The following is a 26575-nucleotide window of genomic DNA, read 5'->3' on the forward strand; positions in this document are numbered from 1 at the left end:
CTACGCGGCACCCGTCGGCTCGGTCGGTTCCGCGCCGAAAGCCCGCAGGAACGTGACGGTCGCACTGTGCGCCGCGGCCTGCCGCTGGACGTCGTCGAACGGCAGGGTGCCCAGCGCACTGCGACCGGCGACGGGGCCGGTGAGCAGCGCGACGAACTGTTCACCCGCCTCGACCGGGTCCGTGAGCCGCAGCCGGCCGGCGAGCGCGAGCCGGGCCAGCCGATCCGCCACAGCCTGGGCCACCTGCCCCGGCCCGCTCGCACCGACCAGGTCGAACAGGTCCGGGAAACGGACGATCTCGGCGTGCAACAGGCGGCGCAGTGCCCAGGAGTCCGCCGAGCAGTAGCAGTCCAGCAGCGCGCGGCCGACCTCGACGAAGGCCAGATGCAGGTCGGGGACGTCGGCGGTGAGCCGGCTGACGGCAGTGAGGGTCCTGGCGGTCGTCCTGTCCGCCGCCGCCGCCATCGCGTGCCGGAAGAGGTTCTCCTTGCCCGCCAGATGGTTGTAGATCGTCGGCTTGGCCACGCCCGCCTCGGCGGCGATCAGATCGATGCTGGCCTGGGCGTAGCCCTCACGTGCGAAGACGACGAAGGCTGCGTCGAGGATCGCCCGACGCTTGTCGATCCTCCCCCGGGTGCTGGCACCTCCAGCCGCGTCCGCGACCTTCGCCCTGCCCACCCGGCCACATTACCCGGACGTGGGTCACCAGCCACCTGACAATGGATCGATCCACCGCTGGTTGCACGCACCGGCAGCCGACCGCGTCCGCGGCGCCGGGCTGCCGAGGAGGGCGAGAGGTGACCGGAATGGTCGAGCCGGCAATCGAACCGGTGGTCCGGCGCGTCGAGGTGGCGGCCGGGGTCGAGCTGCACGTCGAGGATCTGCGCCCAGCCGCCGCCCGTCCGAACGGCCCGCACGCCCCGAACGGCCCGAACAGCCCGCCGACCGTGCTGGTGCACGGCATCGCGGGGACGACCGCCGACTGGGCGCGGGTCGCGCCGGACCTCGCCACGGCCCGCCGGGTGATCGCCTACGACCAGCGCGGTCATGGCGCCAGCGACCGTGCCGACGGGCGTTCGTCCTACACGTTCGACCTGCTGCTCGCCGACCTCGTCACGCTGCTGGACGCGCTCGGCCTGACCGCCGTCGATCTGGTCGGCCATTCGATGGGCGGAGTCGTCGCGCTGCGGTGCGCCCTGGAGCATCCCGACCGGGTGCGTTCGCTGGTACTCGTCGACACGGCCGCCGCACCGGCCGCCGCGACCGGCCCAGTCGCCCGGCGAGTCGTCGCGGCGTTGCTGGAAGGCGCGGCGACGGTGGCGAATGCCGTCCACGCCGCACGCGAACCAGTGCCGGCGGCTGACAGTGCCCCGGCCGCCGGCGTCTGGGCCGAGGACAGCCTGGCCCCGGACAGCCTGGCCGCGGACCGCCCAGCCGCAGGCAGGGCGGACGGGCTGGCGATCGTCGATGACACTGCGCACGCGGTCGAGGCCGGCGGCAGTGTCGCCGACCGCCAGCTCGCCGGTTTCGACCAGCTGGATCCGGACGCGCTGGTGGCGTTCGGCCGGGAGCTCGGCGAGTACCCGTCGATGGTCGACCGGCTCGGCGAGATCGGTTGCCCGACGACGGTCATCGTCGGCGAGCACGATGCGACGCTGCGCGCGTCGGCGGCAACCCTGGCCCGGGCCATCCCGGCCGCACGGCTGGCCGTGATCGTCGGTGCCGACCACAGCCCGCACGCCAGCCGCCCGCTGGCCTGGCTCGCCGCCGTCGACGGACACTTCGGCCGGCTGGCGGCGCCGCGCCCGCCGGGAGGTCCCGAGCCGATACCCGACCAGGTCTGATGCGACTGCGGCGGAACCGTTCCGGCATACTCCCCGGTCGGAGTAGCGTCCCGACGATGACCATCACCGCGCTGGAGCGCGTGCACGGTGCGCTGCTCGGGCTGGCCGCCGGTGACGCGCTCGGCGCCACACTGGAGTTCATGAGCCCGGGTGAGATCCGCCGCCGGCACGGGGTGCACACCGAGATCACGGGCGGCGGACCGTTCGGCTGGCGGCCCGGCCAGGGCACCGACGACACCGACCTGACGATCGCGGTGGCGCGGGCCTACGCCGGCTCCGGCGGCTACCAGCTCGGTGCCGTCGTCGAACACATCATGCGCTGGTACGACGGCCGGCCCCGCGACATCGGCGGTATGACAGCCGCGTCCCTGCGGCGCATCGCCGCCGGCGAGGACCCGTTGACGGCCGGCGCCGCCGCTACCGCCGCAGCCGGGGGCGGTGGCGCGGGCAACGGCAGCCTCATGCGGGCGCTGGCGACCGGTCTCGCCCGCGTCGAACCCGAGCTGTGCTCGCGAGAGGCGGCCGAGATCAGCGCGGTCACGCACGCCGATCCACGCTGCGTGCAGGCATGTGTCGCCTACACCGCGATCGTCTCGGCGCTGGTCGACGGCGCGCCGGTCGGCGCGGCGCTGCGATCCGGCCGCGACGCCGCCACAGCCCTGGGCGCAGTCACGGCCCCGAGCGCCCGCGAGGCGGTGGGCGCGGCAGCAGGCACAGGCACAGGCACAGGCACAGGCACAGGCACAGGCGAGGTTGTCGCAGCCCTTGCCACCCCTGCCACCGCCGGGCTCACCGAGCTGCCGACCACCGGGTACGTCGTGCATTCGCTCGCCGTGGCCGTCTGGGCGATCCAGCAGCCCGCGTCGCTGGAGGAACTGCTCGTCGACGTGGTCAACCGCGGCGACGACTCCGACACCACCGGCGCCATAGCCGGCGGCCTGCTGGGTGCACGCGAGGGTGTCGGCGCCGTGCCGCACCGCTGGGCGGACCGCCTGGAGTACGCGACGGAGATCGCCGAACTCGCACCCGCCCTGCACACCCTGCGCCGGGTGTCCGGCTCAGTGCGTCCGGGCTAGGCAGTGCCTGTTCAGAAGTACGTCCCGAGGCCGCCTGCGGATCTGATGGTGACTTTCGAGCTGATCCATGCGGTTGGTGGTGCTGCGCGGGATGGCTCGCCGATCGGGTCGGTCTAACATCGCCGGGGTGAACAACGACGCCGTCGTGATCAGCCGAGTCGTCGAGGACCGTCACTGGCACGCGTTGGAGAACGATCTCGTCGTGGGGCGGGGCGAAGCCCTGCGCCGACCGGACGGCCGGCTGTTCCTGGGCGTCGACGCCTGGCAGGACAGGGTCTTCCAGCCGCTGGTGGCCACGATGCTCACCGAGCTACCGGAGATCGTCTACACGCTGGTGGACGACGAGGACGTGGAGGCGCGCGCCCGCTGGCGCGACGCGGGCTTCGTGACCTACCGCCAGGAACGCGTGTACGCGGTCGCCACCGACCCGCAGATCACCAGGCTGGACCAGATTCGGGCGCCATCCGGGATCGAAATCCTACCCTTGGGGCAGGCCGCGGAGGCGCCGCTGTCGGAGCTCGATCGGGTGGTACGCGCCGAAGTGGACGCTGCCGCCGGGTGGCAGTCCATGCCGGTGGAACTACGCACCCGGCCGGACGGAACGGTTGGCGTCATTGACCCCGCGGACTATGTCGTCGCGGCGCAGGACGGGGAGTATCTCGGACTCGCCCGGGTCGCCCGGGTGCCCCGCCGGTCCCGCCTGGGGCTTGTCGCCGTCCGGACGGCGCGGCGCCGCCAGGGCCTGGCTCGGGCGATGCTGGCCGAGTTGCTGGGCTCGCTGCACCGCGCCGGCGTCGACTCGGTGACCGCCGAGGTCGACGACTACAACAAGCCGGCCAACGCGCTGCTGCTCGGAATCGGAGCCCAGCAGGTGGGCAGCGCGTCCGAGCTGCTCCACCGCTGAGCTCCGTGGGCCGGTCCGGCTGGTACGCCTGGATTCCGCGTCGGGCTCGGGAACAAGCCCGCCAAGCCCGACGCCCGGGCATACTCAGTGCGTCCAGCTGATCACGGCCAGTTCGTCGGCCGGGGCGACGACGAGGCCGTTGCCGCCGCAGGCGGTGCAGGGATCGAGCCGGGCGCCGTCGTACTCGTGCCCGCAGGCGAAGCAGCGCAGCCGGTCGGCGGCGCGCTGCCAGCACAGGTCGGTGGTCTCCAGGCTGGTGCCGGCCGCGGCGGCCTGCCAGGCGGCGGTGGCCGAGGCGATGTCGACCCCGGTGGCCGCGGCGAGGACCACGGTGCGCACCGGAGCCCCTTCACTCGCCTCGATGATGGCGGTGACCGCGGCGCGGGCCAGTCCTGCCTCATGCATGTCCGGGAACCTCCACCTTCCACGTGGTCAGAACGGAACGGGCGACCGCGACCAGGACGTCCAGTCGCGAGTCGATCAGGGCGCTGAGGCCCCAGCGGTCGGTGATGGACTCGGGCACGATGCCCACCAGCGCGACGTGCCGCGGCGCGCAGCCGGCGAGCTCGGTGGCGGCCAGCGCGTCGACGAGGCCGATGTCGTGGGCGGTGGCACGCACGCCGTGGCCGCGGCGGACGTCCCCGTCGGCGAGGACGACGACGTCGCCGGGCCGGCCGTGCTCGGTGGACACGGCGTCGATGATGAGCACCGCGTGCCGGCCGGCCAGGTAGGGCATGAGCATCAGACCGAGGGTCCCGCCGTCGAGGACGTCGACGGCGGGGATCGCCGGCTGCTGTAGTTGGCGGGCGGCGACGACGCCGACGCCGTCGTCGCCGAGCAGCTCGTTGCCGATGCCCAACACCAGGACGGGCGCGTCCATCTGGCCGTCGGGCGGCGGCTGGCGCAGGACGTCCACGGAGGTGGGCTCACGGGGAGCGGCCGACGCCGTCACTGGTAGTCCTCTACAGGGTCCTTCTCGTGGTCCTTCTCGTGGCCTTTCATGTGCTCCTTCGGCAGGAACTTGTTGCCGGAGAAGATCGAGCTGAGCACCCCGGTGCCCTCCACCCGGTCGACGAGGATCGCGCTGTACAGGTGGTGGATCATGAAGCCCCAGGTCAGCCACATGATCAGATGGTGGACGAGGCGGATCGTCGGCAGCGGGACCACGTGGAGCAGCCAGCCGGTGAGCCAGGACGCCCAGCCGTTGCCCTCGACACCCCACAGCACCAGGCCGGTGACGATCTCGACGCCGAACATCGTGTAAAGCACGCAGTACGTGAGGCCGGCGAGCGGGTTGTGGCCGACGACCGGAGGCGCCTCGCGGGTGAGGAACGTGTAGAACCGCACCGACGGCACGATCTGGCCGATCCGTTCCCGGCTGGCGGGTATCCACTCCGTCCAGCGCGACCAGGGGTTCGGCGAGCGCAGATGCCAGATGACGCGGCCCAGGATCAGCGCGATGAAGAGGTACGCGGTGACCTTGTGGATGTTCCTCGTCCACGACATCCAGTAGGTGTGGCCGCCCGGGTCGATGGCCGGGGTCCCGATGAGGAAACCGGTGGCGGACAGGACGACGAGGTCCAGCACGAGCAGCCAGTGGATCAGCCGGACGGGCAGGTCCCAGACCCGCACCCGGACGAACTCCGGCGCCCCGCCCCTGTCCGCGCCTGCGACGTCGCCGTGGCCGTCGCCGTCGCCGTGGCCGTGGCCGTGRCCGTCCTTGCCGTTCTCGACGGCCTTCCTGCTCCCGACGTCCTTCTTCGCCCCGGCGCCGGTGGGGGCGGGGGCGGTCACTGGACCCGCACCTCGATGATGTCGCGGCCGTCGATGTCGTAGAGATGTGCGGCGCAGGCCATGCACGGGTCGAACGAGTGCAGGGTCCGCAGCACCTCCAGCGGCCGGTGCGGGTCGGCGACGGGGGTGCCGACCAGGGCGGCCTCGTACGCGCCGGGGTTGCCGGCGGCGTCGCGGGGGCTGGCGTTCCAGGTGGTCGGCACCACCGCCTGGTAATTGCGGATGCGGTCGTTCTCGATGACGACCCAGTGCGACAGCGCGCCCCGGGGAGCCTCGTGGAAGCCGACGCCGCGCAGCGTGCCGTCCGGCCAGGACGTCGGGCGCCACCGGCCGGTGTCGGCGATTGCCAGGTCGCCGCCGCCCACGTTGTCCCGCAGCTCGGCGACGAGATCGAGGGCGTGCCGAGCCATCAGCTGGGTCTCCAGGCCTCGGGCCAGCACCCGGCCGAGGGTCGACATCAGCGCCTCCGGCGGCAGGTGCAACCGGTCCAGCGCCCCCTGGACGATCGGGCGCAGCCGGGCGTCCCCGGTGCCGTAGCCGACGAGCAGCCGGGCCAGCGGGCCTACCTCGACGGCGATGCCCTGGTAGCGCGGCGCCTTCAGCCAGGTGTACTTCCCGGCGACGTCCAGTTCCTCGAACGGCGGCTCCGGGCCGGTGTAGTGCGGCTCGGTCTCCCCCAGCCACGGGGGCAGCCCGGCGGCGTCGGACTTCTCGTAGCGGAACCACGAGTGGGCGACCGACTCGGCGATGCCCGAGGGGTCGAACGGCTCCACCGCGGCGAGGTTCCCGTCGCGGATGACCCCGCCGGGGAACAGCCCGTCCCGGGGCGGCCGGGCGATGCGCGGCGGGGACGGCGAGTAGTCGCCGAACACCATGTAGGAGCCCAGCCCCCGGCCGTAGGTCGTCCACTCGGGGTAGGCGGCGGCGATCGCCTCCAGGTCGGGCAGGAAGACCTGCTCGACGAAGTCGACGCCGCGCTGCAGGATCTGGGTGATCTCCTGCAGCGTGTTGTCGTTGATCGCGTCCTGGCTGTTCAGGTCGATGGGGGACGCCATGCCGCCGACCACGTAGGTCTGCGGGTGCGGGTTCTTCCCGCCGAGCAGGGCGTGCACCCGGACGTAGTCACGCTGGAAGTCGAGCGCGTCGAGGTAGTGGCTGAACGCGATCAGGTTCAGCTCGGGGCTGAGCCGGTAGGCCGGGTGCCCCCAGTAGCCGTTGGTGAACGGGCCGATCTTCCCGCTCGCCAGGAACGCCCTGAGCCGGGTCTGCACGGCGGCGAACAGGCCCGCGGTCGAGCGCGGGTAGTTGGAGATCGACTGCGCGAGTGCCGCGGCGGCCGCCGGGTCGGCCTTCAGCGCCGAGGTCGGGTCGACCCAGTCCAGTGCCTGCAGGTGGTAGAAGTGCACCACGTGGTCATGGACGGACAGTGACGCGGCGATGATGTCCCGCAGTAGCCGGGCGTTGCGCGGCGGAACAGCGCCGACGGCGTCCTCCACCGCCCGCACCGACGCCAGCGCGTGCACCGTGGTGCACACCCCGCAGATCCGCTGCGCGAACAGCCAGGCGTCGCGCGGGTCGCGCCCGGTCAGGATCGTCTCGATCCCCCGCCACATCGTCGAGGACGCGTACGCCTCGGTGACCTGGCCTCCGTCCACCTGCACCTCGACCCGCAGGTGGCCCTCCACCCGGGTCACCGGGTCGATGACAAGCCGACTCATCTCGTTTCGCCCGTCTCTTCGCCACCGGCACCCGCGCTTGCATTCCCGTTTTCGGCTTCTTCGCTGTCAGCTCTTTCGGCGAGCTCCGCCGCGGCCCGTTTCTCCCGGCGCGCGGCCACCTTGTGCTGGACTACCTTTCCGACGCCGTGCGAGGCGAAGCCCGTCGCCGTCGCCGCCAGTACACCGATACCGATCTGGTCGGCGGTGAGGTCGAAACCGGACGTCGCCACATGCGGCAGCCGGTCGTAGAACGGGGACATGGTGTCCCAGAAACCCGGCTCCGAACACCCCACACACCCGTGCCCGGCCGCCACCGGCCAGGACGTCCCGCCATTGAACCGGACGCTCGGGCAGTTGTGGAAGGTACTCGGGCCCTTACAGCCCAGCCGGTACAGGCACCAGCCGTTACGGTGGCCCTCGTCGCCCCACTTCTCGGCGAACTGRCCGGCATCGAAATGGCCGCGCCGCTGGCAGGTGTCGTGGATACGCTCCCCGTATGCGAACCGAGGCCGGCTGAAACCATCGAGCTCGGGGAACTCGCCGAAGGTCAGGTAATGCACGATGGTGGCGGTCAGGTTGTCCGCGTTGACGGGGCAGCCGGTGAGGTTCACCACCGGCACGCCGCCGACGACGTCCTCGACCCGCACCGCACCGGTCGGGTTGGGCCCGGCAGCCGGGATCCCACCGAAGGCCGCGCAGGTACCGACGTTGATGATGCCGGCCGCGCCGCGGACCGCGTCCCGCAGGATGTTCTCCGCCGACTGGCCACCCACGGTGCACGAACCGGGAATTCCCAGCGGGATGGATCCCTCGACGACGACCAGATGGCCGCCGCGTGCCACCGTGTCGTCGCGGGCCTTCTCCGCGGCCTCACCGGCGGCGGACATCACCGTTTCGTGGTAGTCCAGCGAAATCATGCCGAGGATGAGATCACCCACCGTGGGGTTACGTGAGCGCAGGAAAGCCTCGGTGTCACCGGCGCAGTCCTGGAACTCCAGCCAGATCACCGGAAGCGGGTCGGCCTGGTCCAACGCGTAGGCGACCCGGGGAGCCAGCTGGGCCGGCAACGCGAGCGTCGCGGTGATACCGGCGCAGAACTTCAGGAACGACCGTCGGTCGACCCCAGCGCCCGCGAGCCGCGCGGACAACGGCCGGCCGGATTCGCTCGTCAATTCGGGTGCCTCCCGCCCCGGGTACGTCCACAAACTCCTCGAGTGGACGTTAGTGAGCGCTACGCAACGGCGCAGGAACCGAAGCGGGTGGGCGCGGGAGTCCATCAGAGCCGAATGGGCGGGCCAGACGTCCCTTGCCGGTGCCGAAAACGGTCCGGAAAATGCACTGCAGGACGGCAGACCAGCGCCGCTGCCTCGAAATCCGCCGAACCCCTCACCCGGAATCCCGGTTCGTACCGGCATCCGGCCTAGCACCGGAAGGGGACCACGGCGCCGTGTGCCTCGGGATACCTGGCCGCATCGTCGCGACGACCGACGTCGCCGGCCTGCTCATGGGCACCGTCGACTTCGGCGGGATCACCCGCGAGGTCTGCCTGGCCTACGTCGCCGACGACGCGGCGATCGGCGCGTACGTCATCGTGCACGTCGGCTTCGCCATCAGCCTGGTCGACGAGGCCGAGGCGCACCGCACCCTGGAGCTGCTGCGCTCCCTCGGCGACGTCCTCCAGGACGAGCTCGCTCCCCAGGACGACCCGGTGCGACCGCCCCGGCATGAACCGAGCCGCGGCCCGGCGACCACCTGACCGGGGCCACGGGCGCTAGCCAGCCCCGACACAGGCACAGGCACAGGCACAGCATCGGGGCGGTGACCAGTTCCCACGCCGAGCGCCCCCATACCGACCAGCCCGCACTGCTGGTCCCGCTGCTCGGCACGTCCGCCTCTCGACGCCGCTCTGCAACACCGCCCCGCCCAGCCACGCCGTCACTTCACGCAGTCGACTTTCGCGATTTCTGACGGTTCTGGTCAGCTTTTGGTGCGGGCGCGTCTGTCGCGTCCTGACGACTAAGGGGCCGATTGTTTCTCGCGCCCGAGGGGTGTTGACACCCTTCCTCGGCGAAGGGCGTCAAGGTCTGGATGCCCGGTTTCCGGAAGAGGCACCAAGAGCTCTTTATCCGCCGCGACGGCGATGCTCGCCGGGGCCCGGCAAGCTTGCCGACACAGGACCGTCCGATGGACGAAAGGCGCCGCTGGGGGCCGCGAAAGCGCTGTTCAGGCCGGACGGGACGGGTCCCAGGTCAGCCCTTGACCTGTGTCGTCACGTCGCGCCTGGAGAGCGCTGTCGAGGGCGGTAGGCGCACAGCGCGGGGCCATGGGGCCATTACCCGGGCCCGCACGACTCCCCGGCTCATCTCGTTGATGTGGAGGATTCTAGTTTCAGACACTGATGTCACCCATGCCTGCAACACCTGGTCCGTCCGCTGCGGACCGCCACGCGGAAATGGCGCACGGATCCGACATAGCGCGCGAGCGCGCGAGCGGGCCGACGCTCAGCGGACCTCGCCCGCCCGCCGCCCGCGCCGCCGGCCGAGGTGTGCCCTCCGAGTCACGGCATCTCCATCGTCTGCGCCTGGCGGAGCTCGTCGAAGACGCGGGCCAGCTCGGCGTCGAGTGGGGCGCCGAGCCGTTCGAGCAGGTGGCTGACCACCACCGCACAGGCCGTGAGGAGCACCTCGGCGTCGATGGGTGGAGCGTCCGGCTCGTGCACCGAAAGCACGCCGGTGACGACGACGGCGACCGGGTAGACCGCCAGGCCCGGCAGCCACGCCGCTGCTGGGCGCAGGACATCGCCCAGCAGCGCGCGCAGGTCGGCCGCGTCGAGACCGTCGGGGAACACCTGCTCGATCAGCCCCAGCGTCAGCCCGTGCAGGACGTCCCGGACCTGCGGCTCGTCGAGCGCCCGCAGCCGGCCGCAGGCCGCGTGCAGCGCGTCCGGGTCCTGCGCGACGACGGCCGTGCAGGCCGCGGTCACCTCCCGCCCGATGGCACGACCGATCGGCGGCAGCCCTGCTGACGGGAACTCGGACGACATCACACGCTCCCGGAACCGGGGTGCCGGGGCAACGCCATGACTCGCATGCCGCCATGGTGGCCTGTCGGGCTCCAGACGTTCACCTCAGGGTGCGCCTGGCGGCGAGCTCACCCGCTGGCGAGGTCCGCGTACCGGCGGGCGTCGGCGAGCGCGGCCCGGACTGCGGCGGCGTTGGCCGGCACGGGCTTCGCCTCGAAGCCGTTGGGGGCGTACAGAGGACCGTAGGCCGCGGTGTCACGCTGGTAGCGCCAGCCCTCGGCGAGAGGGCCCGCGTCCACCGTGTCGTAGCCGATCGCGTCGAGGAACGCGGTGACCGTCGCCTTCGCCGCCGGGTCGTCGCCGACGATCGCCAGCGCCGCGCGGTCCGGAGCGCCGGTGGGCCGGGCGAGCTCCAGCAGATGCCTGAAGTAGATGTTGTTGAACGCCTTGACCACCTTCGAGGTGGGCAGGTGGGCCTGGAGCAGCTCGCTGGTCGTGGTCGACTCGTCCTCGAGAACAGGGATGACGCCATCGCGCTCCGGATAGTAGTTGTTGGTGTCGATGACCACCTTGCCGGCGAGCGGCTCGACCGGGACGTCGAGGTAGGCCCGCAGCGGCACCGTCACCACCACCAGGTCGCCGGCGGCGCCTGCCTCGGCGGACGTCGCCGCCCGGGCCCGCGGCCCGAGTTCGGCCACCAGGCCGGCCAGGGTCTCCGGGCCGCGCGAATTGCTCAGAACGACGTCATACCCGGCCGAGATGGCAAGTTTCGCCAACGTTCCGCCGATGTTTCCGCTACCGATCAGTCCGAGGGTCGTCATACTCACGGCAACCTCTGGTCCCGCGCCCGACATTCCGCACCGGGAAGATCGACATCGCCCGCCCACGGACGGAGCCCACCGTCGCGTCGAAGGTGCCCAGCGATCAGCGACGCGCGACGGCAAGGAGGCGTGAGCATGCGGAGGAGAGGGGTGCACCGTCGTTCCCATATCCGTCCACGTCGGTGAATCCGGCGGCCAGCAGCCAGTCGCGCAGTTCGGTGAAGGTGAAGAGCCGGACGAAGAACGAGAGGCGGCGGATCCTTCCCTCGCGCACCACGATGCGTTCGGTCACGACTCTGCCGGTCAGAGGTTCGAGCCGGTTGCGATCGATGAGCATGTCGCCGTCTCGTTCGACGACGATGGTCGGTTGGAACTCACGGACCAGCCAGTCGCGGTTGTTGAGGTCGAAGACGATCAGTCCGCCTGTTTTGAGCGCCCTGGCGGCCTGAGTGAGAACCTGCCGGTTGGCGGTGTCATCGAAGTAGCCGAACGAGGTGGACCAGCTGATCACCCGATCGAAACGTTCCACCCAGGGCAGCATACGCATGTCACCCTCGACGTAGTCGACCGCGACATCTCGCGCGACGGCGTCCCGGCGTGCATCTTCGAGGAACAGCGGCACAGTATCCAGGCCGGTGACCCGGCACCCGCGAGCCGCCAGGCGATTGGCGATCCGCCCCTGCCCACAGGCAAGATCGAGTGTTTCCATCCCGGGTTCGAGTCCGAGCAGTTCCCAGATCAGCTGCGCCTCGGCGTCGCTGCGCCGGTCCGTAAGCCGCGGGGCGTAGAAGTGGAGGTAATCCCGGTCGAACACCTTCCGAGCGTCAAAGGTGCTCGCGGAGTCGCCTGGCACCCATGCCGCTGTCACTCCTGCATTTTCGCACCTGGTGCGCGAGTTCGATATGGCAGGATCACCTCAACGATCGTCAGTCTCGATGATCAGGGGCGCGACTGGACCCGCCGCCACTCGAAGATCATGGCATTTTCGTCGTCCTGACGACCGGGATCCTCAACTCTTGCCCGGCAGCAACGGTTGCCCGAAATTCGGGATCCCGCCAAGGGCTCCGCAGCAGCCGAAATCCTCACTTCTTGCTCTCAAGCCAAGACAGAACCACCCCGTCCAGTCCGGCGCCGGGGCGGCGCAGCGAGAAAACGGTTCGCCAGGCCGCCGGCTGGGCTTCAGGCTGACACGATGCGTGTGAGTTTCCGCCGGGTCGACGGCCCGAAGGGTGGCGACGGCGGGTCCGTCGCCGTCATCGAACGCTTGGATGGAGTGTCGCTGCGGATGCACTCCTATGACCGGACCTTCAGCGTGCCCCACGACCTGGCGCATTTCGTGGCCGAGCAGGAGTTCAGGCTGAGCCGGGGTGTCTGGGGCAGCATCGCCGCCGGCGCGATGTTCGGCAGCATGACCGTCGTCGACGGCCGGCTCCGCCATGACAGCCGCCAGCGTTCCCGCGAGCTGATGCGGGCCAACCAACATGAGATCCGGCTCGCGGAGATCGTCGCCGGTGCGGTGCACGACGCGGTCGAGCGAGATGCCCCGCCAAGCGCGGCGGACATCGCCTCGGCCTGGCAGATCTACCGCACGGACACCCCGTCCTTCCCACCGGACGTGCCGGTGCGAGCCGTCGCCCGGCTGAACGTTCTGCGAGCTGTCTGGCAGGCACTGGGCCCGGACGAGTCGATCGATCTGACCTGGAGCCTCCCCGCCGGTTCACGACGAGCCAGAGGCCAGCGGTGACCGTTCAGTCCCGGTCCCTGATCTTCGGGTGCCCAGCCCGCCCCCATGAGACCGACGGTCGCGTGTCCGTCTCCCGCTGTACTGCCCCATCAGAAAACCCAGGCCTGACCCGACGCCCAGGCGTCAGCAGAATTCCCGGGACTCCGGTTGGCATGGCGGCGATCTGGATTCAGGATTCCCACCGAGTTCCGCGGCCCTACGGCAGCCACTCGACCAACCAGCCCTTTTCGGCGATCGCTTCCTCCAGGTCGCGGAACGTCTCGAACCAGTAGTCCGCCACAAAATCCAGATCGCCGTTCATTTCTGCAAAAAACACTGCTATCACCGAGTCCTTCGGGTCGAGAGCGGCGATCATGCGCTGGCCAACGTGAGGACCAGAGATGATCCGAGCCTCCCTTCGATCGTCATCCAAGACCCACCTCACAGGTTCGGCGCCAGCGGAACGTGATAGTTGGCCGAGGAAAACCGAGTACCCGGCGAACGCCCCGGTCTCCGCCGTACCCGGTGCAGTTCATGCCTGCCGGCGACGTCGGCGTCTCGTGCGGCCCGTCCGTCGTGGCAGGAGGTTCATATCCCGGTCGGATAGAACTCCAGATCGTCTGCGCGGAGGAGAACGGAGGTGCCAACCGCCTCCCTGGGCGGATCGTCGATCATCTCCAGCAGAACGATGGAAGTCCCAATCCGAGTACTACCGTTCCATCCGCGAAGACCTCGGCGATACGCCCGCGAACAAGGTTTTCTGCACCATCGAACGTCTTCCGCCGCCTCCCCTCCAGGACGAGATCCGACCAGTACCGGGGGCGCCGAATTTCGAGTTCGACGTCGACCTCCTCCCCTGCCCGCATCGGGTAGTTCCCCATCCACACTCCCTGAAGCTTCCCCGATCCCGTCGAGACCGTCAGGATCTGGCTGGTCTGGCCCGTGTCGTTCAACGCGGTCACTCTCACCACCAGGAACCCTACGGGAAGGGAACACGGACAACTACATTGTTCGCAATTTCCCGCAGAGAGGCCACCTCGCTGTACGGGTACATGCGACAAGGCCGCGTGGATCAGCGGCGGGCGGTGACCGTCCGGTTGCGGCCGGCGCTCTTGGCGGCGTACAGCGACTGGTCGGCGTGCGCGAGCACCGCGGCCAGCGCGGGCTCGTCCGGGTCGACGGTCGCGGTGCCCACGCTGACCGTGACGTGCAGCGGGCCGGCGGATGTCTGCACGGGCCGGTCACAGACGGCGAGGCGGACGCGCTCCCCCAGGGCGTGTGCCACGTCGGGGCCACCGGTGACGAGGACGGCGAACTCCTCCCCGCCGAGCCGCCCGGCGAGGTCCCCCCGGCGCAGGCACCGTTCGATCCGGCGGGCGATCTCGACGAGCACCTCGTCGCCGACCGCGTGTCCGTGCAGGTCGTTGACCTGCTTGAAACGATCGACGTCGATCATGGCGGCGGAGGTCGGCCGGTCGGCGGGCAGCCGTGCGTCCGCTTCGACGGTCGCCTGTTCGACGAAGTGGCGCCGGTTGGGCAGGCCGGTGAGGGGGTCGGTCGCGGCCGAGTGCCGGGCCTCCTCGTACAGACGCGCGTTGTCGTAGGCGGTCGCCGCGGTGTTCAGGACCATCCGCGCCACCTCCGCCTGCGGGCCCGCCCCGCCCTCGCCGCCCGGGCCGCCCGCGGTGCCCGCACCTCCCAGCCCGCCCGACCCGTCCACCCCACCGGTCACGCCGTGGTGGGTGGCGAGCACGACGACAGCGGGTACGGGGCGCAGCGCGGTGGCAGGCAGCGCCAGCCAGTTCCGCAGCGGCTCCGGCACCCCCGGGAGGCGGATGGGCCGCGCGGCCGGGCTTCCCCCGACCGTGGCGCCGGCGAAGGCGGGTCCGAGCACGTCACCCGCGTGCTCGACGCTCGACCCGACCGCGCGCGGGTCGACCTCCCCGTGGACCTCGGTGACCCGGATCGCCGACCCGGCGCCCTGGTCGAGGACCCACACGTCGTCGTACGGCAGCACCGGTCGCGCCGCGGCCAGCACCCTGCGCAGGACGTCGCTTGAGCGCAGGGTGGACCCGGCCTGCTCGGCGACGTCCCGCAGCACCTCGGCGAGCTCGCGCTGGCGGCGCTCGGTGGCGAGCCGGGTCTGCAGGCGCGCGGCCTCCGCGGTCCGCAGCGCGACCCCGACCTGCTTGGCGAGCGTGACGAGGACGTCGACGTCGTCCTCGGTGAACAGGCCCTTGGCGACCTGGCTGTCCACGTAGATCACGCCCGGGGCGCCGCCCTCGATCGGGACCGGTGCGGCCAGAATGCTGCGCAGCCCCTGCTGGACGGCGCTTTCGGAGCCCAGTGCCGCGCCCTGCGCGGTGCCGGTGACGACCAGGGGACGTCCGTCCGTGTGAACCCTGGCGACGATGCTGCGGGCGTAGGACGAAAGGTCCGTCGACGACTCGGCCGTGGACGACTCAGCCATGGATGAGTTGGCCGCGGATGGCGGCTCCGTCGCCGCGGCGTCCCTGGCGGTGCGGCCGGCATGCAGGACGAGCGGGCCGTCACCGGCGCCAGGGCCGGTCACGCTCCCGGGGCTGGTGACGCTCCCGGGACCGTTGGACATCGTGTTCTCGGGGAACAGGAGCAGGGCCCGGTCGGCACCGAGGATGTCGATGATCTCGGTGAGAACGATGTCGGCGACCGCGTCGGGGTCGAGGGCACCGGTCGTGGCGGCGCTTACCCGCAACAGTGCGTCGAGGCGGCGGCGGTCCCGGGTCAGGCCGACCGTCCCCTGCCCCCTGGCCAGGCTGGTCACCTTTTCGGTGAGACCGAACTCGCGGCGGACGTCTCGTCCGCGGGCGGTCCAGCCACGGCCGCGGGCCAGGGTGAGCGCCAACTCCGCCTCCTCACGGGCCTGGCCCTCCCGGCCCAGGGAGCGCAGGCAGCGGGCCCGTTCCACGTACACGTCGAAGGTGATGCGGGGGGCGTCCAGCCGGGTCGAGAGGTGCTGGGCCGCGGCGAGCCAGTGCAGGGCGCGGCGCGGCCGGCCCGCGACCTGCTCCGCGATGGCCTTGAGGACGAGCAGGTCGGCGCGGAACAGGGGCAGCGCCGCCGCCGGCAACGCCTCCCGCAGGCAGCGGCGGGCGACGCGCGCCCGGTCGGCCCGTTCGCTGCCCGTGGCGGCCCGGGCCTGCTCGAGGCGGCCCCGCGCCCTGACCAGCCAGTAGTGCCGGTGGAACTTGACGCTGCGCCACGGCGAGCGGCCCTTGGCCTGGGCGGAGGCGACCAGCCGGTCGAAGGTCGCGCCGACGGCGCGCGAGTCCAGGCCGGCCTCCTCGAGGTCGGTCTCGATCAGGTTGTGGTCGACGATGAAGGCGCGCACCGCCTCCTCCTGTACGGGTGGCACGGCGGCGAGCACCGGTTCGAGGTTCTCGCCGGCACCGCCGAGCGAGCGCGCCATCCGGGATCGCATGATCCGGATGTCGTTGAACACGTAGTCGATGCCGTAGGCGTTCGGCTGCAGGCAGGCGAGGCCTTCGCGCCACAGGCCCCGGTAGGAGTAGTTCATCGCCAGCGCCGTCACCGCGTCGTCGTACAGGGAGGCGTCGACCCAGCGGGCCGCCCGGCGCAGTGTCGCCTCGAGCTGGTCGCTGACGGTGGTGGTCTCGCCGAGGAACTGGAGCGCGAAGCACGAGTAGAGATCGGCCTCGGCGACCAGGGCCGGGTTGCCGGTCTGCTCGGCCAGCGCCCGGAACGTCCTGATCGCGCGGCGGGTCGTCCGCCCGCAGCCCAGCTCCGCCGCCGCGCAGTTGATGATGATGTTGCCGCGGATGAACAGCTCGCCGAACCCGACCCGCTTCATCACATAGAGCCCGCCCACATGCCACAGGAAGGTCGGGATGTCGAACAGGAACAGCGCGTTGACCCCGCCGATCTCGTGCAGGCGCAGCTCGGTCTCGTAACGCCGCCGGGCCGCTCCGGTGGCCGTCCCGAAACCCGTCGCCGGCCAGCGCATCGCCAGCGCGCACAGCATCCGGCCGAATGCGACCGGACCGACCAGGACGGGGCCGGGGATGGGCCGGCCGGCCTCGGCGAGGCCGCGGCGGACATGATCGGCGGCGGCGCTGTAGTTGCGCATCCCGTGCTCGATGCCGGCCGCCTCCGCGCGCAGTGCGGCCCGGGCCAGCGGATCGTTCTCCAGCTCCAGGGCTCGGGCGAAATGGGCGCGGGCCCGGTGCGGCTGGACGATGCGGGAACAGGCCAGGCCGAAGCCCGTCTCGAAAGCCGCGTCCAGGCCGATGTCGGCCCGCGCGGCGGCCTGGGCGGCCGCACGGAACAGGCGCTCCGCCTCGACCGGTGCGCGCCCGGCGACCGCGGCCTCGGCCGCCGCCCGGGTGAGGCGGTACAGCCGGGGCGCGGGCAGTCCGCCGCTGACCGCGTGCCGAGCGAGGGCGAACAGGTCGGGGCCGTGCACGGCGCCGGAGGACTCCATCGCGTCCGCGATCGCCGCGTGCCGCGCGCGGAGACCGGCGGCGCTGATGGTCGACAGCAGCGCCTCGCGCACACAGTCATGTACGAACGACCAGCGATCGGGCGCGCAGCCGTCCGACACCGGCGTGACGAGCTGGTGGAACTCCGCCTCGGCGAGGGCCAGCCGCGCGTGTTCCGGCGTCACACCGGCCGCCACGGCGAGCAGCGCACGGTCGAACTGGTGACCGATCGCRGCCGCGGTGCACAGCACCGGCAGCGACGAGCGGTCCAGCGCACCGACCCGCCGCCGGATCAGGCCCAGCACCTCGTCAGGCAGGGCGAGTGAGTCGAGCCCGTCCCGATCGACGTCGAAACCGTCCCAGGACGGCCGGATCAGACCGGCGTCGATCACGGCCCGGACCAGTTCGAAGACGGCCAGCGGGCAGCCGCCCGAACGGATCGCCACATCCCGGACGAAGCGCTCGTCGGCGACGTCGCCGAGACAGCCACGGATCAGTTCGGCGACCTCGGGCGCACCCAGCGGCCCCAGCCGGAGATCGACCCGTCGTGATCTGCCCGCCGGCAGCAGCCGGTCGGCACGGCGGGACGTCGCGATGACGAGCAGCGGCGCCGGCTCCGGGTCGTTCGCGACCTCCTCCAGCAGCTGGCGGTCCGCGGCCCCGAGCCACTGGGTGTCGTCCACCCACAGCAGCAGGCCGCCGCTGCGCCGGGCCAGCTCCCGGACGAACCGCACGACGGCCAGCCGGAGCTGGACGCCCAGGTCCCCCGCCGTGACCGACGCCGGCCGGTGGAGACCGGTCGCCGGGCCGGGCTGATCCTCCCGGGGAGGCCCGGGAGCGCCCAGCGCCGGATGCAGGCCGGCGAGGACGGGAGCGTCAGCACCAGCGGCCGCCCGCAGCTGGGAGCGCCGGCCCGCGCCGGCGGCCGCGGACGGGGTCTCGCCCGCGGCGGGCGGGGCGGCCGGGGCGTGCAGCCAGCTCTCCACCAGGGCGTGGAAGGTGACGAAGGGCGCGTCGACCCGTTCGGCGCATTTCGCCTCCATCAGGACCGCGCCCGCCACCGAGCGCGCCTGGCGGACGAACGTCCGCACCAGATGGGTCTTGCCCACGCCCATGTCGCCGGCGATGCCCACGACCGTCCGCTCGCCAGCCCCGCGGCGGGTGAGGTCCCAGGCCTCCCGCAGCCGCGCCAGCGGCGCCTCTCGTCCCACCGGCTGGTCGGACGGCCGCCAGGGACCGGCCCGCGCGGCGACCGCCGGCGCACGCGGCCCGGCCACCGCGGCCAGCGCCACGGCCAGGTCGTCCGCGGACTGGAAGCGGTCGTCCGGATCCTTCGCCAGGAGGGTGGCGACAACCTCCGCGAGAGCTGGCGGGATGTCGGCGCGGACCCGGCTCGGATCCGTGGGCGGCGCGACCGCGTGCAGCCGCATCAGCTCGGCGACGTCGTCGGCCTCGAACGGCGGCCGCCCGGTGAGACAGGTGTGGAGCACGACGCCGAGGGAGTACAGATCCGAACGTGCGTCCACCGGGCGGTTCAGCATGCCGAGCTGCTCGGGTGCGCTGTAGAGGACGGTGCCGACCGCCTCATCGCGCACGACGCCACCGGTGCGGCCCAGCAGCCCGAAGTCCACCAGGATCACCCGGCCACCCGACCCGATCATGATGTTGGCCGGTTTGACGTCCTGGTGCACCAGGCCGAGCCGGTGGGCGGCCGCGAGAGCCCCCGCGACGTCCTGGCCGATGCGCAGGGTGGCGGGCACCGTGAGCGGGCTGAGCCCGGTGCCGGCCAGCCCACGGCCCGGGCTGGAGCCGGCTGAGCCGGCGGGGCCGGCGGCGAGCCGGTCGGCCAACGACTGACCCTCGACGAGCTCGAGCACCAGGTACGGCCGTCCGTCAGCTTCCCCGGCGGCGAACACCCGGGCGATGTTGGGATGCCGCAGGCACGCCAGAACGGTCGCCTCCCGCTGAAAAGAACGAATCACCTCGGGCGGCGGGACACCCCGGGACACCTTCACCGCGTAGCACCGGCCCTGCCGCTCGGCTCGGTACACCACGGCGGAGGCTCCCAGGCCCAGTTCCGTCCCCAGGCTGACTCCCGGGATGTCGACAGGCACCACGCGCACGGGTTCCTTCCGGGACCCGCACTGGTTCGTCGCGGTCCGGCTGGGGCGGGCCTTCCATCCACTATCACCCGCCTGCCCGCAGCCCGCATGCCGGCGGCAGAGGGTGGAGGCCGTCCGCCGGCCGGGGGCAGCGGCGGGTGTAACAGTTGAGGTATGGCACTGTTGCCCATCCGTACCCTCGGCGACCCGGTCCTGCGCACGCCGGCCGAGCCGGTCACCGTCTTCGACGCAGCTCTGCGGCGCCTGGTCGACAACATGATCGAGACGATGTACGCCGCGCCCGGGGTCGGTCTGGCCGCACCCCAGGTGGGCGTCAGCCTGCAGGTGTTCGTCTTCGACACCGAGTACGACCCCCGGGACGTCGCCGTCCCCCGCCGGCCGCTCGTCGTCGTGAACCCGGTCCTGGAGACCGGCCCGGGCGAGCAGCACGACGACGAGGGCTGCCTTTCCGTGCCCGGCCATGCCTACCCGACGACCCGGGCCGCCACCGCGACCGTGCGCGGGGTGGACGCAACCGGCGCGGCAGTCATCTACCAGGCCAGCGGATATCTCGCCCGGTGCTTCCAGCACGAGACCGACCATCTGCACGGCAGGCTGTACATCGACCGGCTCACCGGCGAGGACCGCCGCGCCGCCCAGGCGGCCCTGCGCGACGGCGTGCGGCCGGCACGCCCCGTTCCCTCGATCTTCCGCGGCTCGTCGCGGCCCGGCCAGCCGTGACCCGGGTGTTCGACGCCGAGCAGGTGCGGCGCCTGCTGCTGGCGCGGGAGGAGATCGCGCTGCTCGACCTGCGGGAGGAGGACGCCTTCGCGCAGGAGCACCCGCTGTGGGCGGCGAACCTGCCGCTCTCCCGGCTGGAGGCGGAGGTCCTGGAGCGGGTGCCACGGCTGGAGGTGCCCGTCGTCGTCTACGGGGAACACGACGGGATCGACCTGGCACCGCGGGCCCTCGCCCGGCTGAGAACGCTCGGCTATTCGCAGGCCGGGGCGCTCGCCGGCGGGCTCGCCGGCTGGCGATCGGCCGGCGGCGAGCTCTTCCGGGACGTCAACGTGCCCAGCAAGGCGTTCGGCGAGCTGGTCGAGGCGGTCAGGCACACGCCTTCGTCGTCGGCGCAGGACGTCCGACGCCTGCTGCGGGAGTCGCCGCCGGTCGTCGTCGACGTACGCCGCTACGACGAGTACCAGACGATGAACATTCCGTCCTCGGTGAGTGTGCCGGGCGGTGAGCTCGTGCTGCGCATCCGGGAGCTGGCACCCGACCCCCGCACCCCGATCGTCGTGAACTGCGCCGGCCGAACCCGGAGCATCATCGGCACGCAGTCGATCATCAACGCGGGCGTTCCCAACCCGGTGGTGGCGCTGCGGAACGGGACGATCGGCTGGGAGCTGGCCGGCCTCGTGCTCGACCATGGATCCACCCGGCGCGCACCGGCCGAGGTGACGGCGGAGCACCACGCGGCCGCCCGGGCCGGCGCGCGGGAGATCGCCCGGCGGGCGGGGGTACGTCCGCTGACGCTCGGCGAGCTGGCGGGCCTCGACGACCCGGCGCGCACCACCTATCGGTTCGACGTCCGCGACGAGGGCGAGTACGTCGCGGGGCACCTGCCCGGGTTCCGTCATGCGCCCGGCGGGCAGCTGGTGCAGGAGACGGACCATTTCGCTCCGGTGCGCGGCGCCCGCCTGGTGCTCGCCGACGACGACGGCGTCCGCGCCGCCATGACGGCGTCGTGGCTGGCGCAGATGGGCTGGGAGACCTACGTCCTCACGGTGCCCGGTCCCTCGCTCACGGAGGTGGGGCAGCCGGCCGCGCGGCGGCCCGCGGCGCCGGCCGTCGACGAGGTCGAGCCGGCGGAGCTGGCGACCTGGCTGGCGGGACCGACCCCGTTGACGGCCACCGCGACCGTCGTCGTGGACATCGGGCCGAGTCGCGAGTACGTCCGCGGGCATGTGCCGGGGGCCTGGTTCGCGATCCGCGCGCAGCTGGGGCCCGCCGGGCAGGCGCTCCCGCCGCATTCACGCCTGGTCATCACCTCTCCCACCGGGGAGCTCGCCCGGTGGGCGGTCGCCGACCTCGCCGACGGACCCGGCGCGGCCGACGGATACAGCGCGGCCGGTGGACCCGGCGGCGGTCACGGGGGCAGCGGGCGGGTGTACGCGCTGGCGGGCGGCACACGGGCCTGGCAGGCGTCGGGAGCCACGCTGGAGGCTGGCGGCCAACGATTCCTCACCCCGGCGACCGACCGGTACCGCCGGCCGTACGAGGGCACCGACAACGCCCGCGAGGCCATGCAGGCCTACCTCGACTGGGAGTTCGGCCTGATCGCCCAGCTGGAACGCGACGGCACCCACTTCTTCGCGCCGATCTGACGGGCACCGGCCCACATCGCCCAGCTGGCAGGGGGTACGACGACGGCCGTGGCCGGGCCGGGCCGGGCCGACACGGTCGAGGCACATGGCCGCGTCGTGCTCAGCGCCGAGGCGGGCTCGTGGGCTACCCCCGATCGGAAAGCCGCCGAACGGGAGATCTTCGCCCGTGTCCGCGCAGCGTTCGTCCCGGCCGGAATCCTCAACCCCGGCATCCTGCCGCGCTGACGCGCGTGGCCCCCGGGTCCCGACGGTCGAGGAAGTCGACGACGCGGTCAGCCACCCCGCTCATCAGTGACCACCACGCCGTTTCGACCTGATCCGTGTCGCCGTCGCGCAGCGCCGCGCAGACCTCGTCGAAGCCCCGCGCCTGGGCCTGCATCGCGCCCGGCACCTGCCTGAAGAAGTCGGGGACGATCTCCGGCATGGCGCGCAGCGCGCCGATCAGCGGTGGGCTGTCCGCCGCCTCGATGATCAGATCGAGGATCTCGGCGTTCACCCGCTCGAAGGATTCAGGATCCGAGGCCGCGCGAAGAGCCGGCTGGAAGGTCAGCAGGCGCCCGACGGCGGCCTCGCCGCCGCGTTGACAGGTCAACGTCGTCGCGAGACCGAAGATGATCGCGAAGATCTCGTAGTGATCCCGGACGTAGTCGGCGTCGAAGGCGTTCACGAAGGCGCCCCGGTGGGGTTCGACCGTGATCCACCCTTCGCGCTCCAGCGCGACGACGGCCTCCCGCATCGGCGTCCGGCTCACTCCGATCGCGTCGGCGATCGACTCCCGATCGAGCCGCTGACGCGGAGCCAGCTCCCCCCGGATGATCTGCTCACGGACATGGTGAACCGCACGCTCGGCACCGCTGTCGACCGGCGCGAGGCGGCTGGCCCTGCTACGGCGGCCGAACGCACCGTGCCAACGGACCGGCGAGCGCGGCGCGGTGTCACCCGGCTCCCGCGCGAAGATCCCGCGGCTGGTGAGGAACCGCTCGACGCAGGCTCCCAGCTCGCGGTGGACCTCACGGGCCGCGGCGGCCGCCTGGGCGGTGTTCCGGGCCTCGACCCCCGCGACGACCGCGCGGACGCCGTGGCGCTGGATGCGCATCACCTCCTCGCGGTCGTCGAACGTGTCGGCGGACGCGTACTCGGGCAGCACCCGCAGCAGCCGATCGGCACGCACCGATCTGGCCGCCGCCCGCAGGACGGTGGTGAAGGAGTCATAGACGTCGGTGGTGTCATGAACGCAGCCGGCGCGCCGGATCTGGCGGGCATGCTCCGCGAGCATCCGGACGTCCGCCTCCTGCGCACGCTGCGTCGCTCGGACCGCGACGAAACCGTGGACCGCACCCAGGAGCACGTAGTGATCATGGGCGGTGCGGCGGTCGATACCGCGGACGAAGGAACCACGCCGGGGCTCGACGGCGACCCACCCCTCACGTTCCAGCGCGATGATTCCCTCCCGCACCGGGATACGGCTGATTCCGAGCTCTTCGGCGATCTCCTCGGGCACGAGCCGCTCACCGCTGCGAAGCTCACCCCACACGATCATGGTTCGAATGTGGTCGGCGACGACCTCCCCGTCGTTGCGCCTCGCGGCGGTCCGGAAACGCCGTGTGCCGCGGGAACCGGGATCACGGGGCAGGAAGCTCACCACCAGAGCTGGAAAGGCGCGGGAATGTCATGCAGGCCAGGCTACGGCCGCGCGGAGGACGGCCGTCCCACCGACCGGCCGACCGGCCGACCGGCCGACGCAGGCCGACCGGATTCGGCACGCTCATTCCAGCAGGTCGGGCTCCTCGGCGACGATCCAGTCGTAGAGGGGCTGGAAGGAGAACCAGCCGAAGCGGTGGCTTCCCACCTGGGAGGCGGTGAGCGCCGCGGCCTCGTGCGGGACGAGATGTGGCGCGGTGGCGGCCGCCTCCGCCATCAGCTGCGACTGGGCGCACCGCTCGTAGCTCAGGTGCCACCAGAACGCCTCGTCCACGGAATGGCCGACGGTCAGGACACCGTGGTTGCGCAGCAGGACGGCCTTGTGGTCGCCGAGCGCCGCGGCCAGCCTCCTGCCCTCCTCCTGTTCGAGCACCACGCCGGTGTAGTCGTCGAGAAGGCCCTGGTCCTGGTAGAAGGCGCAGGCGTCCTGGGAGATCGGGTCCAGGGGGCGGCCGAGCGCGGCCCACGTCCGGCTGTACATGCCGTGGGTGTGGACGGCCGAGACGACGTCGGGGCGGGCGTCGTGGACGGCGCCGTGAATGGTCAGCGCGGCGAAGGCGACCAGGTTGCGGGCACCGGGCTCCTTGTTCGGGCCACTCACGACCGTGCCCGAGCCATCGACCAGGCACAGGTCGGACACCTTGATCTGGCGGAAGCTCTGCCCGTAGGCATTCACCCAGTAGTGGTCGGGCAGCTCCGGGTCGCGGACGCTGCCATGCCCGGCGACGCCTTCGTTGAACCCGGACCGGCCGAGCACCCGGAAGGCCGCCGCCAACCGTTGCTTGCGGTGCAGTCGTTCCTGGTCGACCGAGCTGAAGCTCGGGGGCTTGCGGGTGACGAATCCAGCCATCTCGCGCTCCTCACCTACCGCACAGATCGACTCGGCTGACCTCCGAACGCCCTACCTCGCGGCGCCCCGGCGGATGCGGTCTCGGATCGCGGCCACCCGCTCGGTGAATCCGGGCCGGGACACCGCCCACTCCTGCGCGGCGAGCTCAAGCTCCATCGCCGCCTTCGCATCACTCAACGCGACGCTGGCCCGCAGTGACTGCTTGGTCCGAACCACCAGCTCGGCGTCACGCCCCGCCGCCCGCCGCGCGAGCGCCTGGGCCGTGCCGAGCAGGTCATCCTCCGGCACGCAGCGCCACGCAAGCCCGCGCGCGGCGGCTTCGTCCCCGGTCAGCCTGTCACCGAGCAGGACGAGCGCCGCGGCACCCTGGACACCCACCAGCCTCGACAGCCGCCACAGGTGACCTCCACCCGGATGAATGCCCACGTCAAGAAAGCGTGGGTCGAAGACCGCTGACGGCGAACACAGGACGACATCGCAGGCCATCGGCAGATTCAGGCCCGCGCCGACGACGGGGCCGCACACGGCGGCGATCGTCGGAACCGGCGCCGCGGCGAGACGGAGGAAGCCCTCGTACATCTCGCGCAACGGAACCTCGGGTTTGAGCAGGTCGTCCAGCGAGCCGCCGGAGCAGAACACCGGCGGCGTGGCGGTGAGGACGATCGCCCGCGCGCCCGCTGCCAGCACCCCCGTGACGGCGCTCGCCAGCGCGGTGCTCATCTCGAGGGAGAGGGCGTTGCGCCGGCCTGGGTCATCCAGCGTCAGCCGGGCGACTCCGTCGTCGGCCAGGTCCACCAGGACCAGCGCGCCGTCACGCACCGTCATCGGAGTTCTTCCGCGGAGCCGCATGGGCGGGGATCGCCGGCAGGCCTGCCTCCGCCCAGGGTGACGGCCGGACCCGGCGCAGATCCGGGTGCTGATCCAGATTCCACATGGTATGAATCATACAGTTCGGCCGTCCGGCGCGGTCCTCAGGCGGACGACCGGTCGCCTCGCCCGCGACTGATCGCCGAGGTCCGCCGCGCACGGCCGCTGTGGCTGGCCACTCGCTGTGGCTGGCCACTCGCTCCGGACCGGCCACAGCGGTTCGGCTGGACCGTGGCGGTGGGCGTCAGGCGGCCGCCTGACGCGAGCCCGCGACGCGGAACCCGTCGAAAGGAGTCACAACATGGACGATCTCGCTGGTCGCCGCGCATTGGTCACCGGAGCCAGCCGGGGTATCGGCGCGGCCATCGCCAYCCGGTTCGCCGCCGCCGGCGCCGCGGTCGCCATCACCGCACGCACCGACCGGGAGGAGGCCAGCGACGGGCCCGGCTCGCTGGCCGACACTCTGCGCGCCGTCGAGGCGGCCGGCGGGAAAGCGGTCGCCCTCACCGCGGACCTGTCCCGCCCGGACGGCGGACGCTCCGGCCTGGTCCGCCGGGCGGAGGAAGCTCTCGGCCCGATCGACATCCTGGTCAACAACGCCGGGGCGGGCGGCTTCGCGCCCTTCCTCGACGTCACCGACCAGGCGATCGACCACGTGCTCGAGGTCAACCTGCGCTCCCCCTGGGACCTCTGCCGCCAGGCCCTGCCCGGCATGCGCGGCCGCGGCACCGGCTGGATCATCAACATCGGCTCGTTCGCCGGCGAGCACCCCGTCGGACCGCCCTACCGCGACACCCCGCCGAACATGCGCGGATCACTGTACGGCTCGTCCAAGGCCGCCCTGCACCGGCTCAGCACCGCACTGGCCGCCGAAACCGTCGCCGACGGCATCGCCGTCAACGTGCTCTCCCCCGACGGCGCCGTGAAGGTCCGCGACGACTGGCCCTATCCCGACGACGTCACCGAGCCGGTCGAGACCATGGCCGAGGCCGCCCTCGCCCTCGCCAGCTGCCCGCCACCGCCCGCTCTCACCGGCCGGCTCGCCTACAGCCTCTCCCTGCTCGTCGAACTCGCCCGCCCGGTCCGCACCCTCGACGGCTCCGCCCTGGTCGACGGCTGGCAGCCGCACCAGATCAACCGGGCCCGCCTGCGCCACCCACCGGCCTGAGCCGCCCACCTGCCTGGCTCACCTGCCGGCCTGAGTCACTCGCCGGCCTGAGCCGGTGCCGACGGCTGGCCGCGATCCGACCGGGCGGCAGCCACCGACGACGCACCATCAACCACCGAA

General features: G+C 72.0%; 24 protein-coding genes. 9 read left to right on the top strand and 15 right to left on the bottom strand.

The features are described from left to right. Window positions 1-678 carry a TetR/AcrR family transcriptional regulator gene (locus CcI49_RS05870; protein ID WP_076824817.1) on the bottom strand — a complete coding sequence of 226 codons (678 nt, stop codon included), beginning with the start codon at window positions 676-678 and terminating at the stop codon, window positions 1-3. A gap of 128 nt (window positions 679-806) precedes the next feature. Between CcI49_RS05870 and CcI49_RS05875 the strand changes: the two genes are divergently transcribed. The 3 genes from CcI49_RS05875 (at window position 807) to CcI49_RS05885 (ending at window position 3824) form a co-directional block, all read left to right on the top strand. Continuing rightward, window positions 807-1844 (top strand): alpha/beta hydrolase, encoded by a 1038-nt coding sequence (locus tag CcI49_RS05875; protein WP_076824819.1) that lies wholly within the window; start codon window positions 807-809, stop codon window positions 1842-1844. Between the two features lie 56 nt (window positions 1845-1900). After that, entirely contained in the window at window positions 1901-2920 is a 1020-nt protein-coding gene (locus CcI49_RS05880; protein ID WP_076824821.1) for an ADP-ribosylglycohydrolase family protein, read from the top strand. 67 nt (window positions 2921-2987) lie between these two features. After that, entirely contained in the window at window positions 2988-3824 is an 837-nt protein-coding gene (locus tag CcI49_RS05885; RefSeq protein ID WP_198955453.1) for a GNAT family N-acetyltransferase, read from the top strand. Window positions 3825-3908: 84 nt separating this feature from the next. Here CcI49_RS05885 and CcI49_RS05890 read toward each other — a convergent pair whose 3' ends face one another. Genes CcI49_RS05890 through CcI49_RS05910 form a run of 5 tightly spaced genes read right to left on the bottom strand, consistent with a single transcriptional unit; the run spans window position 3909 to window position 8508 of the window. After that, entirely contained in the window at window positions 3909-4229 is a 321-nt protein-coding gene (locus CcI49_RS05890; RefSeq protein ID WP_006544188.1) for a hydrogenase/urease maturation nickel metallochaperone HypA, read from the bottom strand. After that, on the bottom strand, window positions 4222-4776 hold the full coding sequence (locus tag CcI49_RS05895) for a HyaD/HybD family hydrogenase maturation endopeptidase (RefSeq protein ID WP_054567717.1): 555 nt from the start codon (window positions 4774-4776) through the stop codon (window positions 4222-4224). Before CcI49_RS05895 ends, CcI49_RS05890 begins: the two co-directional genes overlap by 8 nt. Continuing rightward, window positions 4773-5618, bottom strand: a complete 846-nt coding sequence (locus tag CcI49_RS05900) for a cytochrome b/b6 domain-containing protein (protein WP_241839914.1) — start codon at window positions 5616-5618, stop codon at window positions 4773-4775. Before CcI49_RS05900 ends, CcI49_RS05895 begins: the two co-directional genes overlap by 4 nt. After that, window positions 5615-7336, bottom strand: coding sequence for a nickel-dependent hydrogenase large subunit (locus CcI49_RS05905; RefSeq protein WP_076824823.1), 1722 nt, complete (start codon window positions 7334-7336; stop codon window positions 5615-5617). Before CcI49_RS05905 ends, CcI49_RS05900 begins: the two co-directional genes overlap by 4 nt. After that, window positions 7333-8508: a hydrogenase small subunit gene (locus tag CcI49_RS05910; RefSeq protein WP_054567719.1), complete on the bottom strand. Its 1176-nt coding sequence runs from the start codon at window positions 8506-8508 to the stop codon at window positions 7333-7335. Before CcI49_RS05910 ends, CcI49_RS05905 begins: the two co-directional genes overlap by 4 nt. Window positions 8509-8783: 275 nt before the next feature. Between CcI49_RS05910 and CcI49_RS05915 the strand changes: the two genes are divergently transcribed. Next, on the top strand, window positions 8784-9092 hold the full coding sequence (locus CcI49_RS05915) for a HypC/HybG/HupF family hydrogenase formation chaperone (RefSeq protein WP_076824824.1): 309 nt from the start codon (window positions 8784-8786) through the stop codon (window positions 9090-9092). Window positions 9093-9893: 801 nt separating this feature from the next. Here the strand turns inward: CcI49_RS05915 and CcI49_RS05920 are convergent. The 3 genes from CcI49_RS05920 to CcI49_RS05930 form a co-directional block, all read right to left on the bottom strand. After that, window positions 9894-10379 (bottom strand): hypothetical protein, encoded by a 486-nt coding sequence (locus tag CcI49_RS05920; RefSeq protein ID WP_054567721.1) that lies wholly within the window; start codon window positions 10377-10379, stop codon window positions 9894-9896. Between the two features lie 107 nt (window positions 10380-10486). Beyond that, a complete protein-coding gene (locus tag CcI49_RS05925) occupies window positions 10487-11179 on the bottom strand; it encodes an NAD(P)-binding domain-containing protein (RefSeq protein WP_054567722.1) in 693 nt (230 codons plus the stop codon). A gap of 103 nt (window positions 11180-11282) precedes the next feature. Then, complete coding sequence (locus CcI49_RS05930; protein WP_347280102.1) at window positions 11283-12047, bottom strand: methyltransferase domain-containing protein; 765 nt, start codon at window positions 12045-12047, stop codon at window positions 11283-11285. A gap of 324 nt (window positions 12048-12371) precedes the next feature. On the opposite strand from CcI49_RS05930, the gene CcI49_RS05935 reads away from it, so the two are divergent. After that, a complete protein-coding gene (locus tag CcI49_RS05935; protein WP_076824826.1) occupies window positions 12372-12923 on the top strand; it encodes a hypothetical protein in 552 nt (183 codons plus the stop codon). Between the two features lie 196 nt (window positions 12924-13119). Here CcI49_RS05935 and CcI49_RS41420 read toward each other — a convergent pair whose 3' ends face one another. The 3 genes from CcI49_RS41420 to CcI49_RS05945 all read right to left on the bottom strand — a co-directional run bounded on the left by CcI49_RS41420 (window position 13120) and on the right by CcI49_RS05945 (window position 19497). After that, window positions 13120-13278 (bottom strand): hypothetical protein, encoded by a 159-nt coding sequence (locus tag CcI49_RS41420; protein WP_158230712.1) that lies wholly within the window; start codon window positions 13276-13278, stop codon window positions 13120-13122. A 295-nt stretch (window positions 13279-13573) separates the two neighbouring features. Next, a complete protein-coding gene (locus CcI49_RS05940) occupies window positions 13574-13870 on the bottom strand; it encodes a hypothetical protein (protein ID WP_131831012.1) in 297 nt (98 codons plus the stop codon). 104 nt (window positions 13871-13974) lie between these two features. Beyond that, window positions 13975-19497 (bottom strand): diguanylate cyclase, encoded by a 5523-nt coding sequence (locus tag CcI49_RS05945; RefSeq protein ID WP_076824973.1) that lies wholly within the window; start codon window positions 19495-19497, stop codon window positions 13975-13977. 159 nt (window positions 19498-19656) lie between these two features. Here CcI49_RS05945 and def point away from each other — a divergent pair, with 159 nt between their 5' ends. From def to CcI49_RS41955, 3 genes are read left to right on the top strand one after another with little or no spacing between them, the layout of a single operon-like run. After that, the gene (gene def / locus CcI49_RS05950) at window positions 19657-20223 is read left to right on the top strand and encodes a peptide deformylase (RefSeq protein WP_054567727.1); all 567 of its coding nucleotides are present in this window, start codon (window positions 19657-19659) and stop codon (window positions 20221-20223) included. Beyond that, window positions 20220-21869, top strand: a complete 1650-nt coding sequence (locus CcI49_RS05955) for a rhodanese-like domain-containing protein (protein WP_054567728.1) — start codon at window positions 20220-20222, stop codon at window positions 21867-21869. Before def ends, CcI49_RS05955 begins: the two co-directional genes overlap by 4 nt. Window positions 21870-21917: 48 nt before the next feature. Beyond that, window positions 21918-22094 carry a hypothetical protein gene (locus CcI49_RS41955; RefSeq protein ID WP_158230713.1) on the top strand — a complete coding sequence of 59 codons (177 nt, stop codon included), beginning with the start codon at window positions 21918-21920 and terminating at the stop codon, window positions 22092-22094. On the opposite strand, the gene CcI49_RS05960 is transcribed toward CcI49_RS41955, so the two are convergent. The 3 genes from CcI49_RS05960 to CcI49_RS05970 form a co-directional block, all read right to left on the bottom strand. Then, a complete protein-coding gene (locus CcI49_RS05960) occupies window positions 22069-23511 on the bottom strand; it encodes a GntR family transcriptional regulator (protein ID WP_131831013.1) in 1443 nt (480 codons plus the stop codon). The genes CcI49_RS41955 and CcI49_RS05960 overlap by 26 nt on opposite strands. A 123-nt stretch (window positions 23512-23634) precedes the next feature. After that, window positions 23635-24420 carry a class II aldolase/adducin family protein gene (locus CcI49_RS05965; protein WP_054567730.1) on the bottom strand — a complete coding sequence of 262 codons (786 nt, stop codon included), beginning with the start codon at window positions 24418-24420 and terminating at the stop codon, window positions 23635-23637. Window positions 24421-24471: 51 nt separating this feature from the next. Next, window positions 24472-25245, bottom strand: coding sequence for an enoyl-CoA hydratase-related protein (locus tag CcI49_RS05970; protein ID WP_054567731.1), 774 nt, complete (start codon window positions 25243-25245; stop codon window positions 24472-24474). A gap of 343 nt (window positions 25246-25588) precedes the next feature. Here CcI49_RS05970 and CcI49_RS05975 point away from each other — a divergent pair, with 343 nt between their 5' ends. Next, window positions 25589-26455: an SDR family oxidoreductase gene (locus CcI49_RS05975; protein ID WP_076824830.1), complete on the top strand. Its 867-nt coding sequence runs from the start codon at window positions 25589-25591 to the stop codon at window positions 26453-26455. Window positions 26456-26575: the final 120 nt, after the last annotated feature.

It is taken from the genome of Frankia sp. CcI49 (assembly GCF_001983215.1).
Taxonomy (GTDB): Bacteria; Actinomycetota; Actinomycetes; order Frankiales; family Frankiaceae; genus Parafrankia; species Parafrankia irregularis.